Raw genomic sequence first — 21407 nt, 5'->3', positions numbered from 1 at the left:
ACTCACTCTCCATTATTGAGAGCGATCCCATCTTAATTTTTTTGGTTCGTGTTACCTGTATTTCTGCGCACAAATTGATGAAATAATTCACGGCTCTTTAACGGTTTTCCCCCGAGATAAGGCTGTAAGGCAATGCGAGTAAATCGCTTAGCAGCCTTCAATGTAGCCGGATCAGGAAATTCACGCGCAGCCAGTGCCTTTAGTTCATTGCCAGTAAAGCTGTAGTGGTCAACAACCAGACTGGCAATAAATCCTTTTTCTTCTCGATAGCGATATGTCATTGTGTCTGTGACAGGTTCACCACTGCCGGCACAATGGAGGTAATCCACGCCATACCCCATGTTATTTAGCACCGATAATTCAAAACGGCGCAGGGCGTATTCAGGCGTGTATTCACTTGCAGCCAACACTTGCAAACATTGGAGATAATCAAAGAAAAGGGCAGGATAAGCGGTTCCCTGTTCAAGAACTCTGGATAAGAGTTCATTAACATACAACCCGCTGTATAACACGCTACCGGTTAAAGGAAGAGCTAACGAGACGGGTTCAGCATCCCGTAATGTTTTGATTTCACCCCGCCCACTCCAGCGAACCAGTAGCGGGGTAAAAGGCTGAAGACAGCCTTTCAGGTTGGAACGACGGCTGCGTGCCCCCTTTGCTAAAACACGCACTCGCCCTTCATGTTCAGTAAAAAAATCCAGTAATAAACTGGTTTCACTGTAAGGGCGCCCATGAAGCACAAAGGCTCTCTGCCAGCCGTCCACGATTAACCTTATAAATCGTCAATATAGCCAAGGCTACGCAGAGCACGCTCATCATCCGCCCAGCCAGCTTTTACTTTGACCCAAAGTTCTAAATGAACTTTAACATCAAACAGCTTTTCCATATCCTGACGGGCTTCTGTTCCGATTGTTTTGATTTTGCTGCCTTTGTTACCAATGACCATTTTTTTCTGGCCATCGCGCTCTACCAGAATCAGACCGTGGATTGTATAACCTCCACGCTCATTAGTGACAAATTGTTCAATTTCAACTGTAACGGAATAAGGTAATTCTTCACCCAGAAAACGCATCAGTTTTTCACGGATAATTTCAGATGCCATGAAACGCTGTGAACGATCAGTAATGTAATCTTCGGGGAAATGATGTTCCGCTTCCGGCATGCGCTCACGCACAATTTTAGCGATAGTATCAACATTTGTGCCTTTTTCTGCGCTGATCGGCACAACATCAATGAAATTCATCTGCTGGCTGAGAAAACCGATATGCGGAAGTAAAATGGTTTTATCCGTAACATTGTCCACTTTATTGATAACCAGCATAACCGGGCAACGCAGGTCACGCAGTTTATTCACAACCATTTCGTCATCCGGTGTCCAGTGAGTACCTTCCACAACAAAAATGACCAGTTCCACATCACCGATTGAACTGCTTGCAGCACGGTTCATCAGGCGGTTAATTGCTCGCTTTTCTTCGATATGAAGACCCGGGGTATCAACATAAATAGTCTGATAAGCCCCTTCCGTATGGATCCCCATAATACGATGGCGTGTCGTCTGAGGTTTACGGGAAGTAATGGAGACTTTTTGACCCAGTAACTGATTCAATAAAGTCGATTTACCGACGTTGGGTCGTCCGACTATTGCAACGAATCCGCAATAGTTTTTTTCTTTGCTCATTCAAGCTCCAGTTGTTTTAATGCTTGTTCCGCAGCCGCCTGTTCTGCCTTGCGACGGCTGGAACCTATTCCTCTGACAGGCTGCTCAAATCCACTGACCTGACAGTGAATTGTAAATTCCTGATCGTGTGCTTCCCCACGAACCTGAACAACCAGATATGATGGCAACGGCAGATGGCGCCCTTGCAAATATTCCTGTAAACGCGTTTTGGGATCTTTCTGTTTATCACCCGGACTTATTTCATTCAGACGACTTTCGTACCAATTCAGTACAATTTGTTCAACAGTCTGAATATCACTATCCAAAAAAATACCGCCAATCAGGGCTTCAATGCTATCCGCTAAAATGGATTCACGGCGATGACCACCACTTTTTAACTCGCCCGGCCCTAAACGCAGACATTCACCCAGTTCAAATTCTCTGGCAAGTTCCGCCAGTGTATTACCTCGCACCAATGTGGCACGCATCCGGCTCATATCGCCTTCGTCAACCCGGGGAAAACGGTGATAAAGCGCGTTAGCAATGACAAAACTCAGGATTGAGTCGCCAAGAAATTCCAAACGTTCATTATGCTTACTGCTAGCACTACGGTGAGTTAACGCCTGAAGCAATAAATCATTCTGCTTAAAGGTATATCCCAGCTTACGCTGTAACCTATTCATTATTATGGAGTTCATGTGCTACCAATTCAGTTAGAATCCGTCAAATAAAAGCACACGCAACAGACCTGTGAGGCTATACACTTCGTCTTTCAAGTTGCCTCTTTGTTGGCTGCGCTCGTTCACCCCAGTCACATAGTTATCTATGCTCATGGGGATTTACTCCCTTGCCGCCGCGACGCATCTTGAAATCCATTGTGTATACTTGATTTCTATCTTAATGATATGCCTTACAAAACTGTTGCGTTTGCACTGGCTTCCTAAAAAGTTAATTATTTCAGGAAGCCAGTCATCTCGTTTGAGAGAATATTCTACACTGAGAGATAAATTAATGCTTCGCTAATATATAAATATTAGTGAATTCCACCTATTCGGCTGAAACGTACCCATGGCCAGTCAGGCCACTCACCTTCTTGTTTATTGAAGCTGACCCAAATAGCGGTTGCACGTCCGACCAGATTCTTCTCCGGAACAAATCCCCAGAAACGGCTATCAGAGCTATTATCACGATTATCGCCCATCATGAAATACTCTCCTTTAGGTACAACCCAAGAGCCTACTGGTTGGCCTTCCTGAACAAATTCCGGCTCACGTTGTGGAGGCAGCGTTAAAATATGGTGCGAAACATCACCCAACGTTTCAACCCGCTCCCCTTGACGCAATGTACGAGGGCCTAATGTTTGCCCAACAGGAATTTGATGCACTTCATTAGCAATCGTACCGTCTTTCTTTATCTTTTCTGAGATAGTCCAGTCACTGAGATACACATCCCCATAAGTAATAGGGAGAATGCCTTTACAGTGCTGAGCGTAACCACAGCCAGGATAAATCTGAAGCTCTTTATCCCAATAGTTGTAAACAATCTTATCCCCGGGCAAGCCAATCACCCGTTTTACAAAATCTATACTTGGGTTGACGGGATATTTGAAAACAGCAATATCACCGCGTTTAGGCTCACCGGTTTTAATCAGGGTGGTTTGTGTGATCGGATCTTTCAAACCATAGGCAAATTTTTCTACTAAAATGAAATCCCCGATCAACAGGGTGGGCATCATTGAACCGGAAGGGATCTGGAAAGGTTCATACACAAATGAACGCAGGATCCAGACAATGGCTAACACCGGAAAAACAGATGCAAATGTCTCAGCCCATGTAGGCTTGTTTATTTCTTTAATTGCAGCTTCCTGAGATTCGTTGCCCGCTGCCTGTTTCTGAGCCTGAGCCAGTTTTCTCTTACGCTCAGGGGCGAGTTTAAAGCGATCTATACACCAGATAATTCCGGTGATTAACGTTGCAAACGTTAAGATCAAGGCAAAAGTGTTAGCCATTTAGACTCCTTACGACCTTGTTAATTAATCTTTTCCGACATGCAGAATTGCTAAGAAGGCTTCCTGAGGCAGTTCAACGTTACCAACCTGCTTCATGCGTTTTTTACCTTCTTTCTGTTTCTGCAACAGCTTTTTCTTACGGCTGACATCACCGCCATAACATTTCGCCAGTACGTTTTTACGTAACTGCTTAACAGTAGAACGAGCGATAATGTGGGTACCAATGGCTGCCTGAATGGCAATATCAAATTGCTGGCGAGGGATTAATTCCTTCATTTTTTCCACCAGCTCTCGACCACGGTATTGCGAGTTATCACGGTGAGTGATCAACGCCAGAGCATCGACACGCTCACCGTTAATCAACACATCCACACGTACCATGTCAGAATGTTGGAAACGAACAAAATTATAGTCCAGTGACGCATAACCACGTGAGGTAGATTTCAGACGGTCAAAGAAATCCAGCACCACTTCAGCCATTGGGATTTCATATGTCAGCGCAACCTGATTACCGTGATAAACCATATTGGTCTGAACACCACGCTTTTCTATACAGAGTGTAATCACATTACCGAGATATTCCTGTGGCAACAGCATGTGACATTCTGCAATAGGCTCACGCAGTTCTTTAATATTGTTTAATGGCGGTAATTTGGATGGGCTATCTACATAGATGACTTCATCACTGGTTGTCTCAACTTCATAAACAACCGTTGGAGCAGTGGTGATCAAATCCAGGTTATATTCACGTTCCAGACGCTCCTGAATGATCTCCATGTGCAGCAAGCCGAGGAAACCACAACGGAATCCAAAGCCCAAAGCAGTAGAGCTTTCTGGTTCATAGAACAAAGAGGCATCGTTCAGGCTCAGTTTGCCCAAAGCATCACGGAATGCTTCATAGTCGTCAGAGCTGATAGGGAACAATCCCGCATAAACCTGAGGTTTAACCTTTTTGAAACCCGGTAAAGCTTTTTCTGCCGGATGACGCGCTGTGGTTAACGTATCGCCGACAGGTGCACCAAGGATATCTTTGATCGCACAGACCAACCAGCCCACTTCGCCGCAATTTAATACGTCACGGTCAATACGCTTTGGTGTGAAAATACCTAAACGATCAGCGTTATATACCTGACCTGTGCTCATCACCTTGATTTTGTCGCCTTTACGCAGCGTACCATTCTTAACACGTACAAGTGAGACAACACCCAGATAATTATCGAACCATGAGTCGATAATCAATGCCTGTAATGGTGCTTCAGGATCACCTTCCGGTGCTGGAATTTCCTTAACCAGACGCTCAATGACATCCTGTACACCCACACCGGTTTTTGCAGAACAACGAACAGCATCTGTTGCATCAATACCGACGATATCTTCAATTTCTTCTGCTACGCGCTCTGGTTCTGCGGCTGGCAGGTCAATTTTGTTCAGAACCGGAACAACTTCCAGATCCATGTCAAGCGCGGTATAGCAGTTAGCCAGCGTCTGAGCTTCAACGCCCTGCCCTGCATCAACAACCAGCAGAGCACCTTCACAGGCAGCCAAAGAGCGGGAGACTTCATAAGAGAAGTCAACATGCCCCGGCGTGTCGATAAAGTTTAATTGATAAACGTTTCCGTCATGTGCCTTATAATCAAGGGTCACACTCTGCGCCTTAATAGTGATACCACGCTCACGTTCAAGATCCATTGAATCCAGTACTTGCGCTGCCATTTCGCGGTCTGACAACCCACCACAGATTTGAATAATCCGGTCAGATAGCGTGGACTTACCATGGTCAATGTGGGCGATAATGGAGAAATTTCTTATTTGCTTCATTATTAAATCTTTTTTGCCTTAATATTTCTGAATCATTCGCCTATGGACACACTGATGGACATAAAGCGACGTTTATTAAATACGGGTTTGGCCACTGGCCTGAAAAGCCGTATTCTACATGTCAACACAGTGAAAACCTAGTCATGCCTACGGTTTTCAACCTATACCCTTCATCTTTCAAGCAGCCTCTTTGTTGGCTACGCTCATTCGCCCCGGCCACATAGTTATCTATGCTCCCGGGGACTCATTCTCTTGCTGCCGCGATGCAACTTGAAATCTGTTGGGTATAACCCATACAGTATGACCAGAAAGTGAAAATATTCGTAATAAATCGTGAAAGCGATTATGGTAAAACAGATTATTCCTGATGTAGAACCTTAATCGTATCGGGAGGTAAACCAATTTGTAACACAACGGGTTGGTATGCCTGCTGATTATCCCAATATGCAGCAATTTTACGGGCAAAAGCAAAACCGGCCAGACCACCAGCAATACCACCTATACATACCCATAACTGCTCAGCAGTCCAGTATTGACTGAGCAACCCGCCTAAAAACAGACCTAATAGTGGAGTTAAATAAACTAGCATAGCGGAACGTAATAAACTACTTTCCGGAATACCAACTTCGACTTTTTGCCCCGGTTGAAGTGGCTGAGCAATCTCCAACTCCAGTTGGTGGATATTTTCCGGCCCCAGTTTTTCCAGCAAATACGACCCACAGGCTGTTTTTGCCTGACAGCTGCCACACCCCGAAGAGGAGCCATAACGCAATACTGCCCGGCCCTGCTGCCAACGGACAACCGTTGCCCATTCTTTAACCATCAATTATCCCCCGTAAATATGACACTTCCGGCAATCTGTTTAATTGTGGCGAAGGGTAATTCGCCAATAACAGAAATGCTGTGCCTGCCATTCGACACAGTATAAATTGTTCGTCGCCCCTGTCGATACAGTGGCTCATCAGCGGCTTTTGCGTCAGTATTTACCACATTTACAGAAAAACTGAATACCCCATCACTGTACATAATGGATTCCAATAATTCTGTCTTTGATAACCGACTCCGATTACGGGAAACTTCCCGAAAGCCTTCAGGCAACTTACTAACCTTCCAGTTAAATGCCACTTTTTCAGCTTTTGGAATAACTAACATCGGTGGTAATTTCAAATCCACAATGGCGCTCAATTCCTGCTTTATGTCGTCATTCACCCTTGAGGATATGACACGGAACTGTTCAACAACCGCCATTTTTTCCTGATCAAATAACTCAATCAGCAAAGGCAGATAACTTTTTTTGTCTATCAATAAATTATAATTATAACGATCGTTATCTTTGGATGTTATACGCACAAAATAGACAGGACGATCGCCAACGTGAGTCGAGCCTGCATCAATGAAATTATAGAATTTCTGTATCTGAGAAAAATCAGCAAAGATGATCGGAGGCAGGTAATCTACAATATGATCACCACGCAGGCTGAATGAATCCAAGCCTGATTCGTAATAGCTTATCTGATCACCACGCTGAATAATCTCACGGCGCGTGTTATCCATTTGAATAAGTTGTGCGATGGGCTGATTATCAATGATAACGTGACGATAACGCAGAGGAATAATAAATTGTTGGCTCAGGTTAATAAAAGCAAGTTCATAAGGCAAGGTCTGTACGGAGTGCCCCATACCCTGTAACAAAGCCTCGGTGCTATTTTTTTGCTGAACCGAGGCTTTTGATAAATTCAGGAAGCTCCCGAATAATAAAATGAAAAAAACAGTATATTTCATTTTTATTACTTATTTGAGATTACAGGTCTTTGTTCTCCCGAATGTATTGCGTTATCCTCTGGCAACCGTTGTTCATTTTCTGCATTAATACGCCGAAAAAGTTCGTACTGCTGCAACATTGCATCAATACGCTTATTACTTTCCCGCACCTGCATACTCAAGTCGCCACCAAAAGCATCATGTTCAGCGGGAACCGATAACCCAACAGGTGAAGCAGAACCCATCACCGGTAATGTATTGAAGACCGGGTTATCAAGCTGAGCATCAGTGTCAGACCCATTATATTGCTGAACACCGATGATAACTGCCATTGACACACAAGCCGCAACACCAACCTGAGTTATCTGACTAGCCCAGGGCCGAGTCACTAACGGGCGGAGTTTATGCCAGAACGGCAATTTCTGCCACGTATCAGGTTTTGGCTGAGATTCCGGAATAGCTGCTGGATTAATATGGACAGGTTCTTTTTCAAGCGCCTGAGCCACTTGACTAGCGATATCCAAATGTAACACTTCACCCACATCACCACGTAATGTATCCCGGATGAGGTGATATCTTTCCCACTGTTTCTGCATTTCAGCATCTTCAGAGATCAAACGAACGATTTCACTATCAAGAGCTTCTCCATCCATTAACGCGGAAAGTTTCTCTCTTTGCATGCCAGTACCCTTCAATATTATTTTGTTCCACTACTACTGTTTCCACTGCTGCTGGTGCTTCCACTACTGCTTACTGCTGGATCAGGGGTTGAACTTTATTGTCGATGGCTTCCCTTGCACGAAAGATTCGCGAGCGAACAGTACCCACAGGACAATCCATAATGACGGCTATTTCCTCATAGCTCAGGCCATCAAGTTCCCGAAGCGTAATTGCTATCCGCAAATCTTCTGGCAGTGATTCAATGGTACGAAATACCACTTTCTTTAATTCTTCTGACAACATTAAGTTCTCAGGGTTCGAAATTTCTTTTAATGAACTTGACGTATCGTAATTTTCTGCATCATTAGCATCCAGATCATTGGATGGTGGACGACGCCCCTGAGCTACCAAATAATTTTTCGCAGTATTAACGGCAATACGGTACAACCACGTATAAAAAGCACTATCACCCCGAAAAGAAGACAGTGCCCGATAAGTTTTAATAAATACCTCTTGTGCAACATCAGGAACATCGCCTTGAGGTACGTAACGGGCAATTAAGCTTGCCACTTTGTGCTGGTATCTGATTACCAGCAAATTAAACGCTTTTTGGTCGCCTTTTTGTACTCGCTCGACCAGCATTTGATCCGTTAACTGCTCGCTCATCCGAGGCTCACTCTCCTGAGGTAAAACTCCACATTTACACTGACATTACACCAGTCATGACACTTTGCTACTCGAACAAGCATCACCTTTGAGTGTTCATTACATGTGAAGTTCAACTTTGATTGTAATTTTGTGTTACAACCACCGATTATTCTGCATTGCACTTTTTATTTATAGTACAAATCATAGCCTCTATTCAGTGGCTCACTCGATTTTAGATTATGGAAAACAGAAAGATTTATCCCAATCTTCCATAAAAAATTTAAGGTTTTCATGAACGATAACCCTATCAATAATAAAGATAAAAATCTTTCACTAACTGCTGAAACTCGTTTGAATATGTGCCATCAGCAGCACGGATCATCAGTTCACTAACCTGTATTTCCTGCCTCTGCCGGGATAATCCCAACAATAAACGATGTAACGGCTTATCCAGCCTATCACGAATATTGAGCCGATAATGGGGAAACCAACCACATTCTATCGCCATTTTTTCGAAGATCTTTCCAATCCCATAAGGAAGCACCACACAAAATAACCCGTTCGGGGTAATCAATTGTTCAACACAGTCCAATAACCCCTGATGAGTCAGTGCTTCGGTATAACGCGCCTGATTGCGCGCCTCATTACGACAGGCAATGGCAGGTTCGAAATAAGGTGGATTACTCACAATCAAGTCATACCGGCTTTCGCTTCTCACAGCAAAATCATGAATATCCTGCCGGTATACCCTGATGCGTTCAGGCCACGGGGATTGATCGATATTTTCAATAGCCTGCATTGCTGCATCTTCGTCCAGCTCTACGGCATCAATAACTGTATCGTTTCCGGATCTCTGGGCTATCATCAGTGCAATCAGTCCACTACCACACCCGATATCCAGACAGTTTTTTCTATTATCTACTGGTGCCCATGTCCCCAATAGCACGCCATCAGTCCCGACTTTCATGGCACATTTATCATGCCCGACAAAAAATTGTTTGAATGTGAAACCACCGCGACGCAAAGCGGGTTTGTGTATTAACGTCATGAATTATATCTGTTGAAAACCAAAGTTCTTCATAGCATAAATCTTATGACCCGAGGATAAAAGCCACACACACGCCTGATACTTTTAACACTGGTGCATGTTATAGGGTGAAGAATGAGCCTAACCTGTTTATAATCATCGACCCAAACAGAGGTATATGATGACTGCGACAAACTTTTCCGACTTCGAACTTGATGAATGCCTGCTTGATGCGTTAAATGATAAAGGCTATGAACGCCCGACCGCAATTCAGGCGGCAGCCATTCCTGCGGCCATGGACGGGCGGGATGTATTAGGTTCCGCACCAACGGGGACAGGCAAAACAGCTGCCTACCTGCTACCGGCTATACAGCATTTGCTGGATTTCCCACGTAAGAAATCAGGGCCACCACGTATTTTGATTTTGACACCAACCCGTGAACTGGCGATGCAGGTTGCAGAGCAGGCCAGAGAGATGGCTGCACATACTCATCTGGATATTGCCACGATTACTGGTGGTGTAGCCTACATGAATCATGCAGAAGTGTTCAGTGAGAATCAGGACATTGTCGTCGCAACTACAGGGCGTCTGCTGCAATATATCAAAGAAGAAAACTTTGACTGCCGTGCAGTAGAAACCCTCATCCTTGATGAAGCCGATCGCATGTTGGATATGGGTTTTGCCAATGACGTTGAGACGATTGCCGGAGAAACCCGCTGGCGTAAACAAACCATGCTATTTTCCGCAACGCTTGAAGGCGAAAGCATCCGTGATTTTGCGGTGCGCCTGCTGACAGATCCTGTTGAGATCGATGCAGAACCTTCCCGTCGTGAGCGTAAGAAAATCCAGCAATTTTATTATCGTGCTGATAATCTGGCACACAAAACAGCCTTGTTATGCCATTTGCTGAAACAAGAAGACGTTACAAAATCGATTGTTTTTGTACGTAAACGGGAGCGTGTCCGCGAATTGGTTGAATGGTTGCATCAGGCAGGTATTCAGTCCAGTTTTCTTGAAGGTGAAATGGTACAGGCTAAACGCACAGATGCCGTTAAGCGCCTGAATGATGGCCGGGTTAAGGTACTGGTTGCAACCGATGTTGCTTCCCGCGGGCTGGATATCGAAAACATCAGCCACGTTTTTAACTTTGATTTACCACGTACAGCAGATGTTTACCTGCACCGGATTGGCCGAACTGCCCGTGCTGGCCGTAAAGGAACCGCAATTGCTCTGATTGAGTCCCATGACCATCCATTACTTGGAAAAATCAGTCGCTATCTTCAGGAACCACTGAAAGTGCGGGTTGTTGACGAACTTCGTCCACAAACCAAAGCACCAAGTGAGAACAAAAGCTATAAGCCATCCAAGAAAGTGCTGGCAAAGCGCAAAGAAAAGAAAAAAACAGAAGAAGTGAAGAAAAACCGGGTGAAAGTGCGTCATCGTGACAGCAAAAACATCGGAAAACGCCGCGCTCCTTCAGGAAACTCCAGACCAGAATTGCCAGAATCTACTGACAATTAACCAATTTTGGTATAAGCGGGCTATTTGCCCGCTTGTTATCGATATTGTTCTCAACGCATTAATTCTTAATTAAAAGACAAACAATTAAGCTGAATAATATTTTTCCACTCTTTCCTTACTTAATTGTGGCTGTAAATTAGTGTGCTGAGAGGATTGGCTGAATAAAACACCCAGTTCATCATCACTCATATCTACCGCCCATGTTTGCAGTGATGATGCTTTATTTGAAGCGATGATATTACCTTTGATATCGTTACCCGCGGCAGCCATCATCACACTTTCTTTTCCATATTCTTTACTATCTTCTTTCCCCTGCCAGGGTTTATGAATAACCATTAATTCCTGCACAGCTTCCAAAAAATGAGCCTTGAATGAATGTAACGCATAGCTATAGCGGACAATCGAATCGATGAAATTTTCCGGCTTGTATTCATATTCAAGAAGAATCTGACTGCCCATCGGCTGAGGAATTGGTAATGCTTTTTGCAGATTATCCAACCAGTCATGTTCAACAATATAATTCCGGATTAATCCCTGCTCTGCTATTTCACGACCAGCCCCCGGTGACCACCCCATCCGTTTCAGTGTCCAGTCTGAAACACCGGCAGAATTAAAAGTAACCGCAGGCTTTCCCGTTGTCAGAGCAGCCATTGATGCCAGCCCTCCTCCCATTGAGTGCCCGGTAAAAATAACATTCTCACCAAATGCTTTTAATGCTGATTTTGCCAGATCTACCGCCTGATTATATTGTGCTTCATTGTATCCAAGCCCCTGACGAATACTCGCCATAAAATCCTTTATTTCGTTTGAGCCGGTAAATGACACAATATATAACCCTTTATTTCGGTAAACCCCTGCCTGAAACCCTGTAGAACTATCATCCAAAGTATCAGGATCAATACCCGCTTTAATTAGCTCTTCATCTGACACACGTACATAGTCACCAATGCCAAAACTATTTCGACGATAAACATCACGGGTGACCTGAGCCAGTGCATAATCAATAGATTTTGAATGTTTTCCTGCAATATCATTAGCTTTTAATTCAGGTGTATCCATAACTCTGTTTTGAGAAGCCGTTATCAATGATTGGTAGAGCGAATCAGCTTGTTTAGTATTTTCTGAACGGGAAGTTATTGCGGGAGAAAGTTGTTTATTTTTATCCAGAAATGTACTGCCAGCAGACGTTGACTGAAGAGTTGCCTGATTCCCCTGTAAAGGGATAGCACCTAACTTACTCAATAAACTGATATTTGTCACCAAAGTCATAAAATACTCCTACCGATTTAAGTTAGACATAACAGACTGACCTAAATCATCTATCGGCAGAATGATTAACATTTTTATATCAAATTTAATTTTTATTTAACAAATGAGCGTATTAACTTTTATATAATCCATGCATTTCAATTTGCATCAAAATAGCAAGGGAGCACCTTCTGAATCATAGACGACTATAGTAATTAGATGTTTCTAAAGTGAGTCAATGCAACCAACGAGGAGACTTACTTAAAAGAGGGGGAGGTATAGGAACTTATTAGATGAAAGCTTTCCCTATGCTAAGGGAATCGGTAAGCTTAACCCTATCTAGTAATCTTTTATTTAAAACGGAACCCGCTATGTCCGCATCCCTTACATGGCATGATGTCATCGGCAATGAAAAAGCACAGTCTTACTTTACTGATACATTGACGTATGTCGCAAACGAACGTAAAGCAGGTAAAACCATTTATCCGCCACAACAGGATGTTTTCAACGCATTCCGCTATACCGAACTGGCTGATGTGAAAGTCGTGATCCTGGGACAAGACCCTTATCACGGCCCGAATCAGGCTCATGGCTTGGCTTTTTCAGTACAGCCGGGCATTCCCGCTCCACCTTCACTCGTTAATATGTACAAAGAACTGGAATCTGATATTGCAGGATTTCAGCGTCCCAATCACGGCTGCCTGCTTAGCTGGGCAAAACAAGGGGTTTTATTACTGAATACAGTGTTAACGGTTGAACGGGGTAATGCTCACTCTCACGCAAATCTGGGCTGGGAGACTTTCACCGATAAGGTCATTGCTGCGATCAATGAACACCGAAGTGGTGTCATTTTCCTGCTCTGGGGTGCTCATGCTCAGAAAAAAGGCCGTATTATTGATACCCAGCGCCATCATGTCCTGAAAGCACCACATCCTTCTCCTTTATCAGCACATCGCGGTTTTCTGGGGTGCAAGCACTTCTCACAGGCTAACCAGCTACTTGAATCCCAAGGATTGGCATCAATTGACTGGAACCCGGTACTTCCTGAATAGTTATTTTATATACCCGTCGTCTTTCAAGTCGCCTCTTTGTTGGCAGCACTCATTCACCCCGGTCACATAGCTGTCTATGCTCCCGGGGATTCATTCCCTTGCCGCCGCGATGCAACTCGAAATCCATAGGGTATTCCTGCAAAAATGCCGCCTAAAACGGCGGCATTAAATAACGGAAACTGTATTTCTTATTTAGAAACAGCAACCATTGCAGGACGCAGCAGACGTCCATTCAGAGTATAGCCTTTCTGCATAACCAACATTACATGATTTGGTTCATGCTGATCAGACTCCATCATAGTCATCGCCTGATGCACTTCTGGATTGAAAGGAACATTGATATCACCAACAACTTCAATACCAAATTTACCCACTGCATCAATAAATGATTTCAGGGTTAATTCAATACCTTCAATCATTGGAACCAAAGTCTCATTGGTCCGATCTGCTGCTTCCAGAGCACGTTCCAGATTATCAATTACTGGCAGAAGCTCATTAGAAAATCTTTCCAGTGCAAATTTATGTGCTTTTTCCACATCCTGCTCAGCGCGACGACGAATGTTGTCTACTTCAGCACGAGCACGCAGAATTGCATCACGTTCACGAGACTGAGCCTGTTTCAGTTCTTCTTCCAACTCGGCAACACGCGGGTCAACAATGCTTTCAGTCTCTGGCGCGTCTGCCTTTTCTGCATCCATTTGTTGCTCAAATACATTTTCTGTATTTTCTGAGACTTGCTCGTCAGGTACTTTTTGGTCTTTACTACTCATGAATATCTCCGCGTATTTTGTATTATATTCGCAACTCTCGCTTATTATGGGGATCAAAACGAGGGATTCAAGGGAACACATCATATTGTGAGGGCAAAACCATATGCTGCAGGAAATAACAGCAATGAATAATGAATTCAAATGCATCGGTATTGTCGGGCGTCCACGTCACCCTGAAGCACTAGCCACTCATGAAATGCTTTATCACTGGCTGGTATCTAAAGGTTATTACGTCATTGTGGACAGACAAGTTGCAAAAGATATTAATTTAAAAGACGCACAAACCGGAGGGTTAACTGAAATCGGCAAAACTGCCGATTTAGTGATCGTAGTTGGCGGTGACGGTAACATGCTGGGAGCCGCCAGAGTGCTGTCCCGTTATGATATTAAAGTTATTGGCATTAACCGCGGTAATTTAGGCTTTCTGACGGATTTAGATCCGGATAACGCCCTGCAACAACTTTCTGAGGTTCTCAATGGAGAATATCGGGATGAAAAGCGATTTCTACTGGAAGCGCAGGTCACAAAAAAAGGCCAGAAACCGCGGCGTAGTACAGCACTGAATGAAGTTGTCCTACATCCGGGCAAAGTCGCCCATATGATCGATTTTGAGGTTTATATTGATGAACGTTTTGCCTTTTCGCAGCGTTCAGATGGCCTCATTATAGCGACGCCGACCGGCTCTACCGCCTATTCTCTGTCAGCCGGCGGGCCAATACTGACACCGAATCTGAATGCTATTGTATTAGTGCCGATGTTTCCACATACACTCTCTGCCCGTCCTCTTGTAGTCAGCAGCGAAAGTAGCATCCGTCTAAAGTTTTCCCAAAACAGCAATGATTACGAAGTCAGTTGTGACAGCCAGATTGTACTACCGATTCAGGATGGTGAAGAAGTTATTATTAAGCGTAGTGAATATAACCTGCATTTAATCCATCCGAAAGATTACAATTATTTCAATACACTGAGTACCAAGTTAGGCTGGTCAAAAAAAATGTTCTAAAAAAAGATGCTTCCCTACTTTACTGTATAAAAAACCAGTTTATACTGTGCAAAAGAACAGACATGTTTTTATGCACAGGAACATGGACTTATATACAGAAACATAGTTTTAAGTATAGAGAAAGGTAGGAGGAGCACGATGTTAGCTCAATTGACCATCAGTAATTTTGCCATTGTTCGCGAACTTGAAATCGATTTTCGCTCAGGAATGACAACCATCACAGGAGAAACCGGAGCGGGTAAATCAATCGCAATTGATGCGCTGGGTTTATGTCTTGGTAATCGTGGAGAAGCGAATATGGTTCGAGCTGGTGCTCCCCGTACTGACATCTGTGCCCGGTTTTCGCTGGCAGATACACCTTCTGCCCGTAAATGGCTAGAAACACATCAGCTTGATGGCAGTTTTGATGATGATAATGAGTGCCTGCTACGGCGTACTATTACCGCAGACGGGCGCTCCCGTGGTTTTATCAATGGTACCGCCGTCCCTCTTTCTCAGCTGCGTGAATTGGGTTCACATCTGATTCAGATCCACGGTCAACATGCCCATCAGCTGCTTTTAGAAAACCGCCATCAAAGACATTTGCTGGATACTTACGCCGGTGAATTCACACTAAAAAATGAAATGAAGCAGGCATATCAGCAATGGAGGCAAAGCTGTCAGGATCTTGCCCAATTCCAGCAGCAGGTTCTTGAGCGCCGTTCACGGCAACAGCTACTGGAATATCATCTGAAAGAACTGAATGAGCTGGCACCTCAGTTCGGTGAATATCAGGAGCAGGACAGCGAATATAAACGTCTGGCAAACTGCGGTCAGTTTTTATCTGGTAGTCAGGATATCCTGCAAATTTTAAGTGACAATGATGAGCAAAATATCGTTAGCCTGCTGAGTTACGCACGGAACGAGCTGACTGAACTTGCCAGTATGGATCATAAACTCAGCGGATTACTGAATATGCTGGAAGAAGCCTCTATTCAAATCAGTGAAGTGAGTGATGAGCTACGTCATTACAGCGATCAACTGGAATTAGACCCTAACCGCTTGTTTGAGCTGGAACAAAAAATCTCACAGCAAATCAGTATCGCACGTAAACACTACGTTTCCCCCGAAGAGCTACCAGCCTTACATCAGCAACTTTTGGAAGAACAGCACCAGCTTTCACAGCAGGAAGATGATTGTGTCCACCTCAGTGAACTCGTCAGCGTACACTATCAACAAGCGCTCAGCGTTGCTGAAAAGCTCCATCAGATTCGCCAGCAATACGCCATCGAATTAAGTCAGCTTATCACCAACAGTATGCATCAACTTTCTATGCCTCACGGCCGGTTCACTATTGATGTTATTTTCGAGCCTGAGCATTTAAATCTTGATGGTGCCAGTAAGGTAGAATTTAATGTCACAACTAACCCCGGGCAACCTCACCAATCACTGGCAAAAGTGGCTTCAGGTGGTGAGCTTTCCCGCATTGCTCTTGCGATTCAGGTGATTACTGCCAAAAAAATGGAAACACCAGCACTAATCTTTGACGAAGTTGATGTTGGTATCAGTGGCCCGACGGCAATGATCGTAGGACGGCTTCTCCGGGAATTGGGCGAATCAACTCAGGTTATGTGTGTTACGCATTTACCGCAGGTTGCAGGATGTGGTCATCAGCATTTTTACGTCAGTAAACAGACTGATGGAGAAGAAACAGAAACCCAAATGCAGCTGTTAGATAGAAAAGCTCGGTTACAGGAGCTTGCCCGACTTCTTGCAGGCAATGAAGTGACAAAAAATACGCTGGCTAACGCGAAGGAACTCTTAGCCGCATAACTTACTACAACTTTTTTGTATAATTGAAGTCATATATCTTACCGATTTCAAAATTAAAGCTATAGGCAAATAGCATAGAGGTTTTCAAACTCTATAATGTTTATTATCATCGACAGCCTAACTCCTAAAGGAATGTGATTACTATGCGCTGTAAATTGTTGACTGCCGCAACTATATCTCTAGTTATGCTGACTGCGGGTTGCTCTATGTTTGAGCGAGTTATTTATCGTCCTGATATTAATCAGGGGAATTACCTGACACCGGATGCAGTATCAAAAATCCATAAAGGGATGACTCAACAGCAGGTTACTTACACTTTGGGAACACCTATGCTGACAGATCCGTTTGGTAGCCAGACATGGTATTACATATTCCGTCAGCAGCCCGGGCACGAGAAAGTAAAACAAGAAACACTGACACTCACTTTTGATAGTAATGGCGTTTTAACTGATATCAAAAATGAGAAATCTTTGCCGAAAAATGGGTAAGGTTCGAGATTTTATTTACTCGCCAGTGAATTAATTTCTGGCGAGTAAATATCAAGCAGATATCTACTGAGTACTATTTTTTGCACGTTCTGCGCGTTTACGACGCATTTCTTTCGGATCAGCAATAAGAGGACGGTAAATTTCAACACGATCCCCCTCTTCCAAAGTATCTGCCAATTTAGCCGGACGGCTATAAATGCCAATTTTATTCTTAGCCAAATCAATGTCGCTACGTAACTCTAAAATCCCCGATGCCATAATTGCCTGTTCGACAGTGGCTCCCTGAGGCAATTTAACACTACGCAGATATTGCCGTTCTGGTAAAGCATAAATGACTTCAATATTGATTTCAGACACTATAAACCTCTCGTGCACGTTGGGTAAAAGCATGAACCATATTACCGGCCAGTTCCTTAAATACTTTACCAAAAGCGAGCTCAATCAACTTATTAGTGAATTCAAAATCGAGATGTAATTCAACCTTACAGGCATCTTCGCTAAGTGGAATGAAGTGCCATCCACCCATGAGTTTGCGGAAGGGGCCATCAACCAACTGCATACTGATGCTTTGGTTGTCAGATAACGTATTCCGCGTTATAAACGTCTTACTGATCCCAGCCTTGGAGACATCAACAGAAGCCGTCATTTCATTACCATTACTACTTATAACGCGGCTGCCGACACATCCCGGCAAAAAATCCGGGTAAGATTTCACATCATTGATCAATTTATACATTTGTTCCACGCTGTATGGAACTAACGCAGAGCGATTAATCTGTGGCATATCATTTCCTGTAAAACATAACAGCGCCGAATAATATCACTTTAATGTGGTTAAATAAAAACCTGATGATCTTTAGCGCAATAAATGTGCGGTTATCGCTAAATATCATGCAGAAGAGATTTCTTTCATTAGCGCTTACAGTATAATACAACGCATTATGACAAAGAAAAAAGCACACAAACCCGGTTCGGCAACAATTGCCATGAATAAGCGAGCTCGCCACGAATTCTTTATTGAAGAAGAATTCGAAGCTGGCTTATCGCTACAAGGTTGGGAAGTCAAATCACTGCGCGCTGGCAAGGCAAACATCAGTGAAAGTTACGTTTTGCTTAAAAATGGTGATGCTTATCTTTTTGGTGCCACAATTACGCCATTAAATGTCGCCTCTTCCCATGTGGTCTGTGATCCTACGCGGTCACGTAAACTGTTACTTAACAAACGCGAACTTGATTCCCTATACGGCCGCATCAATCGTGAAGGTTATACTATCGTCGCCCTTTCCCTTTATTGGAAAAACGCTTGGTGTAAAATCAAAATCGGCGTTGCCAAAGGTAAAAAAGCGCACGATAAACGTTCAGATATTAAAGAACGTGAGTGGAAATTAGACAAAGCGCGAATTATGAAGAATGCTGGGCGTTAACCACTAGCATTATTGCTCAATATTCTGATATACTTGCGTTTAACATACTTGGGGCTGATTCTGGATTCGACGGGATTCGCGAAACCCAAGGTGCATGCCGAGGGGCGGTTGGCCTCGTAAAAAGCCGCAAAACAATAGTCGCAAACGACGAAAACTACGCACTGGCAGCTTAATAACCTGCGCAGAGCCCTCTCTCCCTAGCCTCCGCTCTTAGGACGGGGATCAAGAGAGGTCAAACCCAAAAGAGATCGCGTGGATGCCTTGCCTGGGGTTGAAGCGTTAAACCTAATCAGGCTAGTTTGTTAGTGGCGTGTCTGTCCGCAGCTGGCAAGCGAATGTAAAGATTAGACTAAGCATGTAGTACCGAGGACGTAGGAATTTCGGACGCGGGTTCAACTCCCGCCAGCTCCACCAAATTTGGTAGGACAGTGTTAGGACAACAACTTTAAAAACAGGCAGTTAGCAAAGTTGGTAGGTCACTGTCATGACAGTAAAAGGACTTCAAAGTGCACGTGAAATGCACGTGAAGTTAAATCTAAGACGCCTCAGATTCCCCTCTGAGGTGTTTTTATTTGTAACAAGATCATTTCCATTTGTAAGAAAGAGTAACAAAAAAACAGACCGTTTTACCTGTTTAGAGCCTAATTTTGCCTTCTAATCATGCACACCAAATTTTATATTGAAGAGCGGTCATCGTTATTTTGTTCAAAAAATTCACCACTAAATTTCCTTTCTGAACTGGCTCACTTCTGTGCGCATAAGCCGCATATTGAAATATTCAAATTTTTTGATTGCATTTAACTGAGCGCGAGAAATATTTTGCATACTCACTCCACTGAGTGACAAGAGAAATGATTGTGGTTGAGTAATCACTCCATTTGAAACGGAAGGATTGAGCCAAAGTGAGGACCACGAACAAATCAATGAGTTGCCGCAGGTGTCCGAAAATCTTCGTATACCCTCCTGAATGACAGGAGGAGCCTCCTAAATTTCATGCCGAAAAGTTAAAAGTGAGATTTCTCACCTTTATGTAACTTGTTGATTTTACTTATTTCCGGCACAGGAGCGGAATTCAATTAAATCAATGAGTTAAAAGGGGAGAATTATCCTATTTAGATAAGTGATTGATTTTGCTTATTTCCTGCATGGTGACAGAGATTAAGGAAATCAATAAGTTACAAAGTCGCAAAATCTTGCTTTCAGACTACTAAGTCTTATAAGACATCTGACAAATTCTATTAATTCCCCGCCTGTCATTTTATGTCATCCTGCCAACAAAACATGCTACCTATCAAATATTGATCAAGCCGTACTTTTCTGTATTGATGAACCTTTTTATTGATGTTCACCGGCGGAGAAGTCTCCCACCGCCTTCATGTTATTTAGCAATGTGTATTGTTGATTAGATGAGGGAATGAATATGCAAGATAAAAAACCTGATGTATCTGTCGCAGATGATAGTAATCTGGTTATTGTTACCACACCAGAATATGTCAAAGAGTCAATCAAAGAAGCCATTGCAGAACATGCAGCAAGCCGGAATCATCCTGATGCCACACTGCAAGATAAAGGTTTTGTTGTCCTGAGTAATGATACTGGCAGTGATAGTGAAACGATGGCTGCAACACCAAAAGCAGTGAAAGAAGCGTATGATTTGGCGAGCACAGCAAACAACAATATCGATACTCGTTTAGCAAAAGACCAGAACGGAGCTGATATACCTAACAAAGAGGAATTCGTGAAGAATTTGGGATTGGCAGAAGGATCTGTATTGCCTGTCGGTGTTCCCGTTCCTTGGCCGACAGAAACGGCACCAGAAGGCTGGCTTTTGTGTAATGGTGATGCATTTGATAGAGAAAAATACCCGAAACTTGCTCTTGCCTACCCATCAGGGGTATTACCTGATTTGAGAGGTGAATTTATTCGGGGATTGGATAATGGACGTGGTGCAGACCCAAACAGAGAAATACTCACACACCAAGAAGGAACTATTGTCTCAGGTTTCGATGATAACGATACAGGAGACGTAAGTTCTATCGGCGAACCAAAATATGCGTTTGGTGATCCAATGACTGCTACCCAATGGAGTAATATTAAAGGCAAGTCATGGATATATTGGAATAAAGGCGATGCAGAACGGTATGATTGGTGGGCTTATACTTCAGCGCGCCCCCGCAACGTAGCCTTCAATTACATCGTCAGAGCCGCTTAATTCTGAGTAACCTAACCCGCAATTTTCTGCGGGTTAATCACACCTTTACTCCACTTGTTCAGCCTGATCACTATCATTAGCAACCTCTGCCGCCTTCTGCTTCACATTCCACACCGAATTCGCCGGCATCTGGACACGGACATCCAAACGACAACCTTCGGGAATATCGCGCGGCTCACCATCCTGATATAGCAGAATCATATTAATATGACATAATAGCTGGATTCATATGACAAAGGATAAAGTGAGATGGGCTATAGTCTGGATTTTCGAAAGCGAGTACTGGCATATAAAGAC

22 protein-coding genes and 1 other RNA gene are annotated in these 21407 nt (G+C 43.6%); 8 read left to right on the top strand and 15 right to left on the bottom strand.

What is annotated here, in order from left to right; translation table 11 throughout:
* Positions 1 to 32: 32 nt before the first annotated feature.
* From recO to trmN, 10 genes are all read right to left on the bottom strand, one after another.
* On the bottom strand, positions 33 to 764 hold the full coding sequence (gene recO / locus AACX38_RS00630) for a DNA repair protein RecO (RefSeq protein ID WP_099110630.1): 732 nt from the start codon (positions 762 to 764) through the stop codon (positions 33 to 35).
* An 8-nt stretch (positions 765 to 772) separates the two neighbouring features.
* Positions 773 to 1678: a GTPase Era gene (gene era / locus AACX38_RS00625; protein WP_099121890.1), complete on the bottom strand. Its 906-nt coding sequence runs from the start codon at positions 1676 to 1678 to the stop codon at positions 773 to 775.
* The gene (rnc, locus tag AACX38_RS00620) at positions 1675 to 2355 is read right to left on the bottom strand and encodes a ribonuclease III (RefSeq protein ID WP_099110634.1); all 681 of its coding nucleotides are present in this window, start codon (positions 2353 to 2355) and stop codon (positions 1675 to 1677) included. The genes era and rnc overlap by 4 nt, the downstream gene beginning before the upstream one ends.
* Positions 2356 to 2690: 335 nt before the next feature.
* The gene (gene lepB, locus AACX38_RS00615) at positions 2691 to 3665 is read right to left on the bottom strand and encodes a signal peptidase I (RefSeq protein ID WP_228863340.1); all 975 of its coding nucleotides are present in this window, start codon (positions 3663 to 3665) and stop codon (positions 2691 to 2693) included.
* Positions 3666 to 3689: 24 nt separating this feature from the next.
* Entirely contained in the window at positions 3690 to 5483 is a 1794-nt protein-coding gene (gene lepA / locus AACX38_RS00610; RefSeq protein WP_099121892.1) for a translation elongation factor 4, read from the bottom strand.
* A gap of 358 nt (positions 5484 to 5841) precedes the next feature.
* A complete protein-coding gene (gene rseC, locus AACX38_RS00605; protein WP_099121893.1) occupies positions 5842 to 6306 on the bottom strand; it encodes a SoxR-reducing system protein RseC in 465 nt (154 codons plus the stop codon).
* Positions 6306 to 7265 carry a sigma-E factor regulatory protein RseB gene (rseB, locus tag AACX38_RS00600; RefSeq protein WP_228863339.1) on the bottom strand — a complete coding sequence of 320 codons (960 nt, stop codon included), beginning with the start codon at positions 7263 to 7265 and terminating at the stop codon, positions 6306 to 6308. Before rseB ends, rseC begins: the two co-directional genes overlap by 1 nt.
* A 5-nt stretch (positions 7266 to 7270) precedes the next feature.
* A complete protein-coding gene (gene rseA, locus AACX38_RS00595) occupies positions 7271 to 7924 on the bottom strand; it encodes an anti-sigma-E factor RseA (protein WP_228863338.1) in 654 nt (217 codons plus the stop codon).
* A 70-nt stretch (positions 7925 to 7994) separates the two neighbouring features.
* Positions 7995 to 8570 carry an RNA polymerase sigma factor RpoE gene (gene rpoE / locus AACX38_RS00590; protein WP_099110645.1) on the bottom strand — a complete coding sequence of 192 codons (576 nt, stop codon included), beginning with the start codon at positions 8568 to 8570 and terminating at the stop codon, positions 7995 to 7997.
* Positions 8571 to 8859: 289 nt separating this feature from the next.
* The gene (trmN, locus tag AACX38_RS00585; protein ID WP_228863337.1) at positions 8860 to 9600 is read right to left on the bottom strand and encodes a tRNA(1)(Val) (adenine(37)-N(6))-methyltransferase TrmN; all 741 of its coding nucleotides are present in this window, start codon (positions 9598 to 9600) and stop codon (positions 8860 to 8862) included.
* Between the two features lie 160 nt (positions 9601 to 9760).
* Between trmN and srmB the strand changes: the two genes are divergently transcribed.
* On the top strand, positions 9761 to 11101 hold the full coding sequence (srmB, locus tag AACX38_RS00580) for an ATP-dependent RNA helicase SrmB (protein WP_099121897.1): 1341 nt from the start codon (positions 9761 to 9763) through the stop codon (positions 11099 to 11101).
* Between the two features lie 84 nt (positions 11102 to 11185).
* On the opposite strand, the gene AACX38_RS00575 is transcribed toward srmB, so the two are convergent.
* Complete coding sequence (locus AACX38_RS00575; RefSeq protein WP_228863336.1) at positions 11186 to 12370, bottom strand: phospholipase; 1185 nt, start codon at positions 12368 to 12370, stop codon at positions 11186 to 11188.
* 350 nt (positions 12371 to 12720) lie between these two features.
* Between AACX38_RS00575 and ung the strand changes: the two genes are divergently transcribed.
* Positions 12721 to 13401, top strand: a complete 681-nt coding sequence (gene ung / locus AACX38_RS00570; protein ID WP_228863335.1) for a uracil-DNA glycosylase — start codon at positions 12721 to 12723, stop codon at positions 13399 to 13401.
* A gap of 188 nt (positions 13402 to 13589) precedes the next feature.
* Here ung and grpE read toward each other — a convergent pair whose 3' ends face one another.
* Positions 13590 to 14171 carry a nucleotide exchange factor GrpE gene (gene grpE, locus AACX38_RS00565; RefSeq protein WP_099121900.1) on the bottom strand — a complete coding sequence of 194 codons (582 nt, stop codon included), beginning with the start codon at positions 14169 to 14171 and terminating at the stop codon, positions 13590 to 13592.
* Positions 14172 to 14295: 124 nt separating this feature from the next.
* Between grpE and nadK the strand changes: the two genes are divergently transcribed.
* The 3 genes from nadK to bamE all read left to right on the top strand — a co-directional run bounded on the left by nadK (position 14296) and on the right by bamE (position 17474).
* Positions 14296 to 15174 carry an NAD(+) kinase gene (gene nadK, locus AACX38_RS00560; RefSeq protein ID WP_228863334.1) on the top strand — a complete coding sequence of 293 codons (879 nt, stop codon included), beginning with the start codon at positions 14296 to 14298 and terminating at the stop codon, positions 15172 to 15174.
* Between the two features lie 138 nt (positions 15175 to 15312).
* Positions 15313 to 16986 (top strand): DNA repair protein RecN, encoded by a 1674-nt coding sequence (gene recN, locus AACX38_RS00555; protein WP_228863333.1) that lies wholly within the window; start codon positions 15313 to 15315, stop codon positions 16984 to 16986.
* Between the two features lie 143 nt (positions 16987 to 17129).
* Positions 17130 to 17474: an outer membrane protein assembly factor BamE gene (gene bamE, locus AACX38_RS00550; protein ID WP_099111872.1), complete on the top strand. Its 345-nt coding sequence runs from the start codon at positions 17130 to 17132 to the stop codon at positions 17472 to 17474.
* Positions 17475 to 17537: 63 nt separating this feature from the next.
* Here the strand turns inward: bamE and AACX38_RS00545 are convergent, their stop codons facing one another.
* Both AACX38_RS00545 and AACX38_RS00540 read right to left on the bottom strand, forming a co-directional pair.
* Positions 17538 to 17831: an RnfH family protein gene (locus tag AACX38_RS00545; protein WP_228863332.1), complete on the bottom strand. Its 294-nt coding sequence runs from the start codon at positions 17829 to 17831 to the stop codon at positions 17538 to 17540.
* On the bottom strand, positions 17824 to 18258 hold the full coding sequence (locus AACX38_RS00540; RefSeq protein ID WP_228863331.1) for a type II toxin-antitoxin system RatA family toxin: 435 nt from the start codon (positions 18256 to 18258) through the stop codon (positions 17824 to 17826). The genes AACX38_RS00545 and AACX38_RS00540 overlap by 8 nt, the downstream gene beginning before the upstream one ends.
* Before the next feature lie 157 nt (positions 18259 to 18415).
* Here AACX38_RS00540 and smpB point away from each other — a divergent pair, with 157 nt between their 5' ends.
* The 3 genes from smpB (at position 18416) to AACX38_RS00525 (ending at position 21110) form a co-directional block, all read left to right on the top strand.
* A complete protein-coding gene (smpB, locus tag AACX38_RS00535; RefSeq protein WP_099111869.1) occupies positions 18416 to 18898 on the top strand; it encodes an SsrA-binding protein SmpB in 483 nt (160 codons plus the stop codon).
* Positions 18899 to 18948: 50 nt separating this feature from the next.
* Positions 18949 to 19312: a transfer-messenger RNA gene (gene ssrA / locus AACX38_RS00530) on the top strand.
* A gap of 1006 nt (positions 19313 to 20318) precedes the next feature.
* Positions 20319 to 21110, top strand: coding sequence for a phage tail protein (locus tag AACX38_RS00525; protein WP_228863330.1), 792 nt, complete (start codon positions 20319 to 20321; stop codon positions 21108 to 21110).
* 45 nt (positions 21111 to 21155) lie between these two features.
* Here the strand turns inward: AACX38_RS00525 and AACX38_RS00520 are convergent, their stop codons facing one another.
* Entirely contained in the window at positions 21156 to 21311 is a 156-nt protein-coding gene (locus tag AACX38_RS00520; protein ID WP_228863329.1) for a hypothetical protein, read from the bottom strand.
* Between the last annotated feature and the right edge of the window lie 96 nt (positions 21312 to 21407).

It is taken from the genome of Xenorhabdus sp. PB30.3, assembly GCF_963895965.1.
In the GTDB taxonomy this organism is placed as follows: domain Bacteria; phylum Pseudomonadota; class Gammaproteobacteria; order Enterobacterales; family Enterobacteriaceae; genus Xenorhabdus; species Xenorhabdus stockiae.
This window is presented reverse-complemented; position numbering and strand designations above follow the sequence as displayed.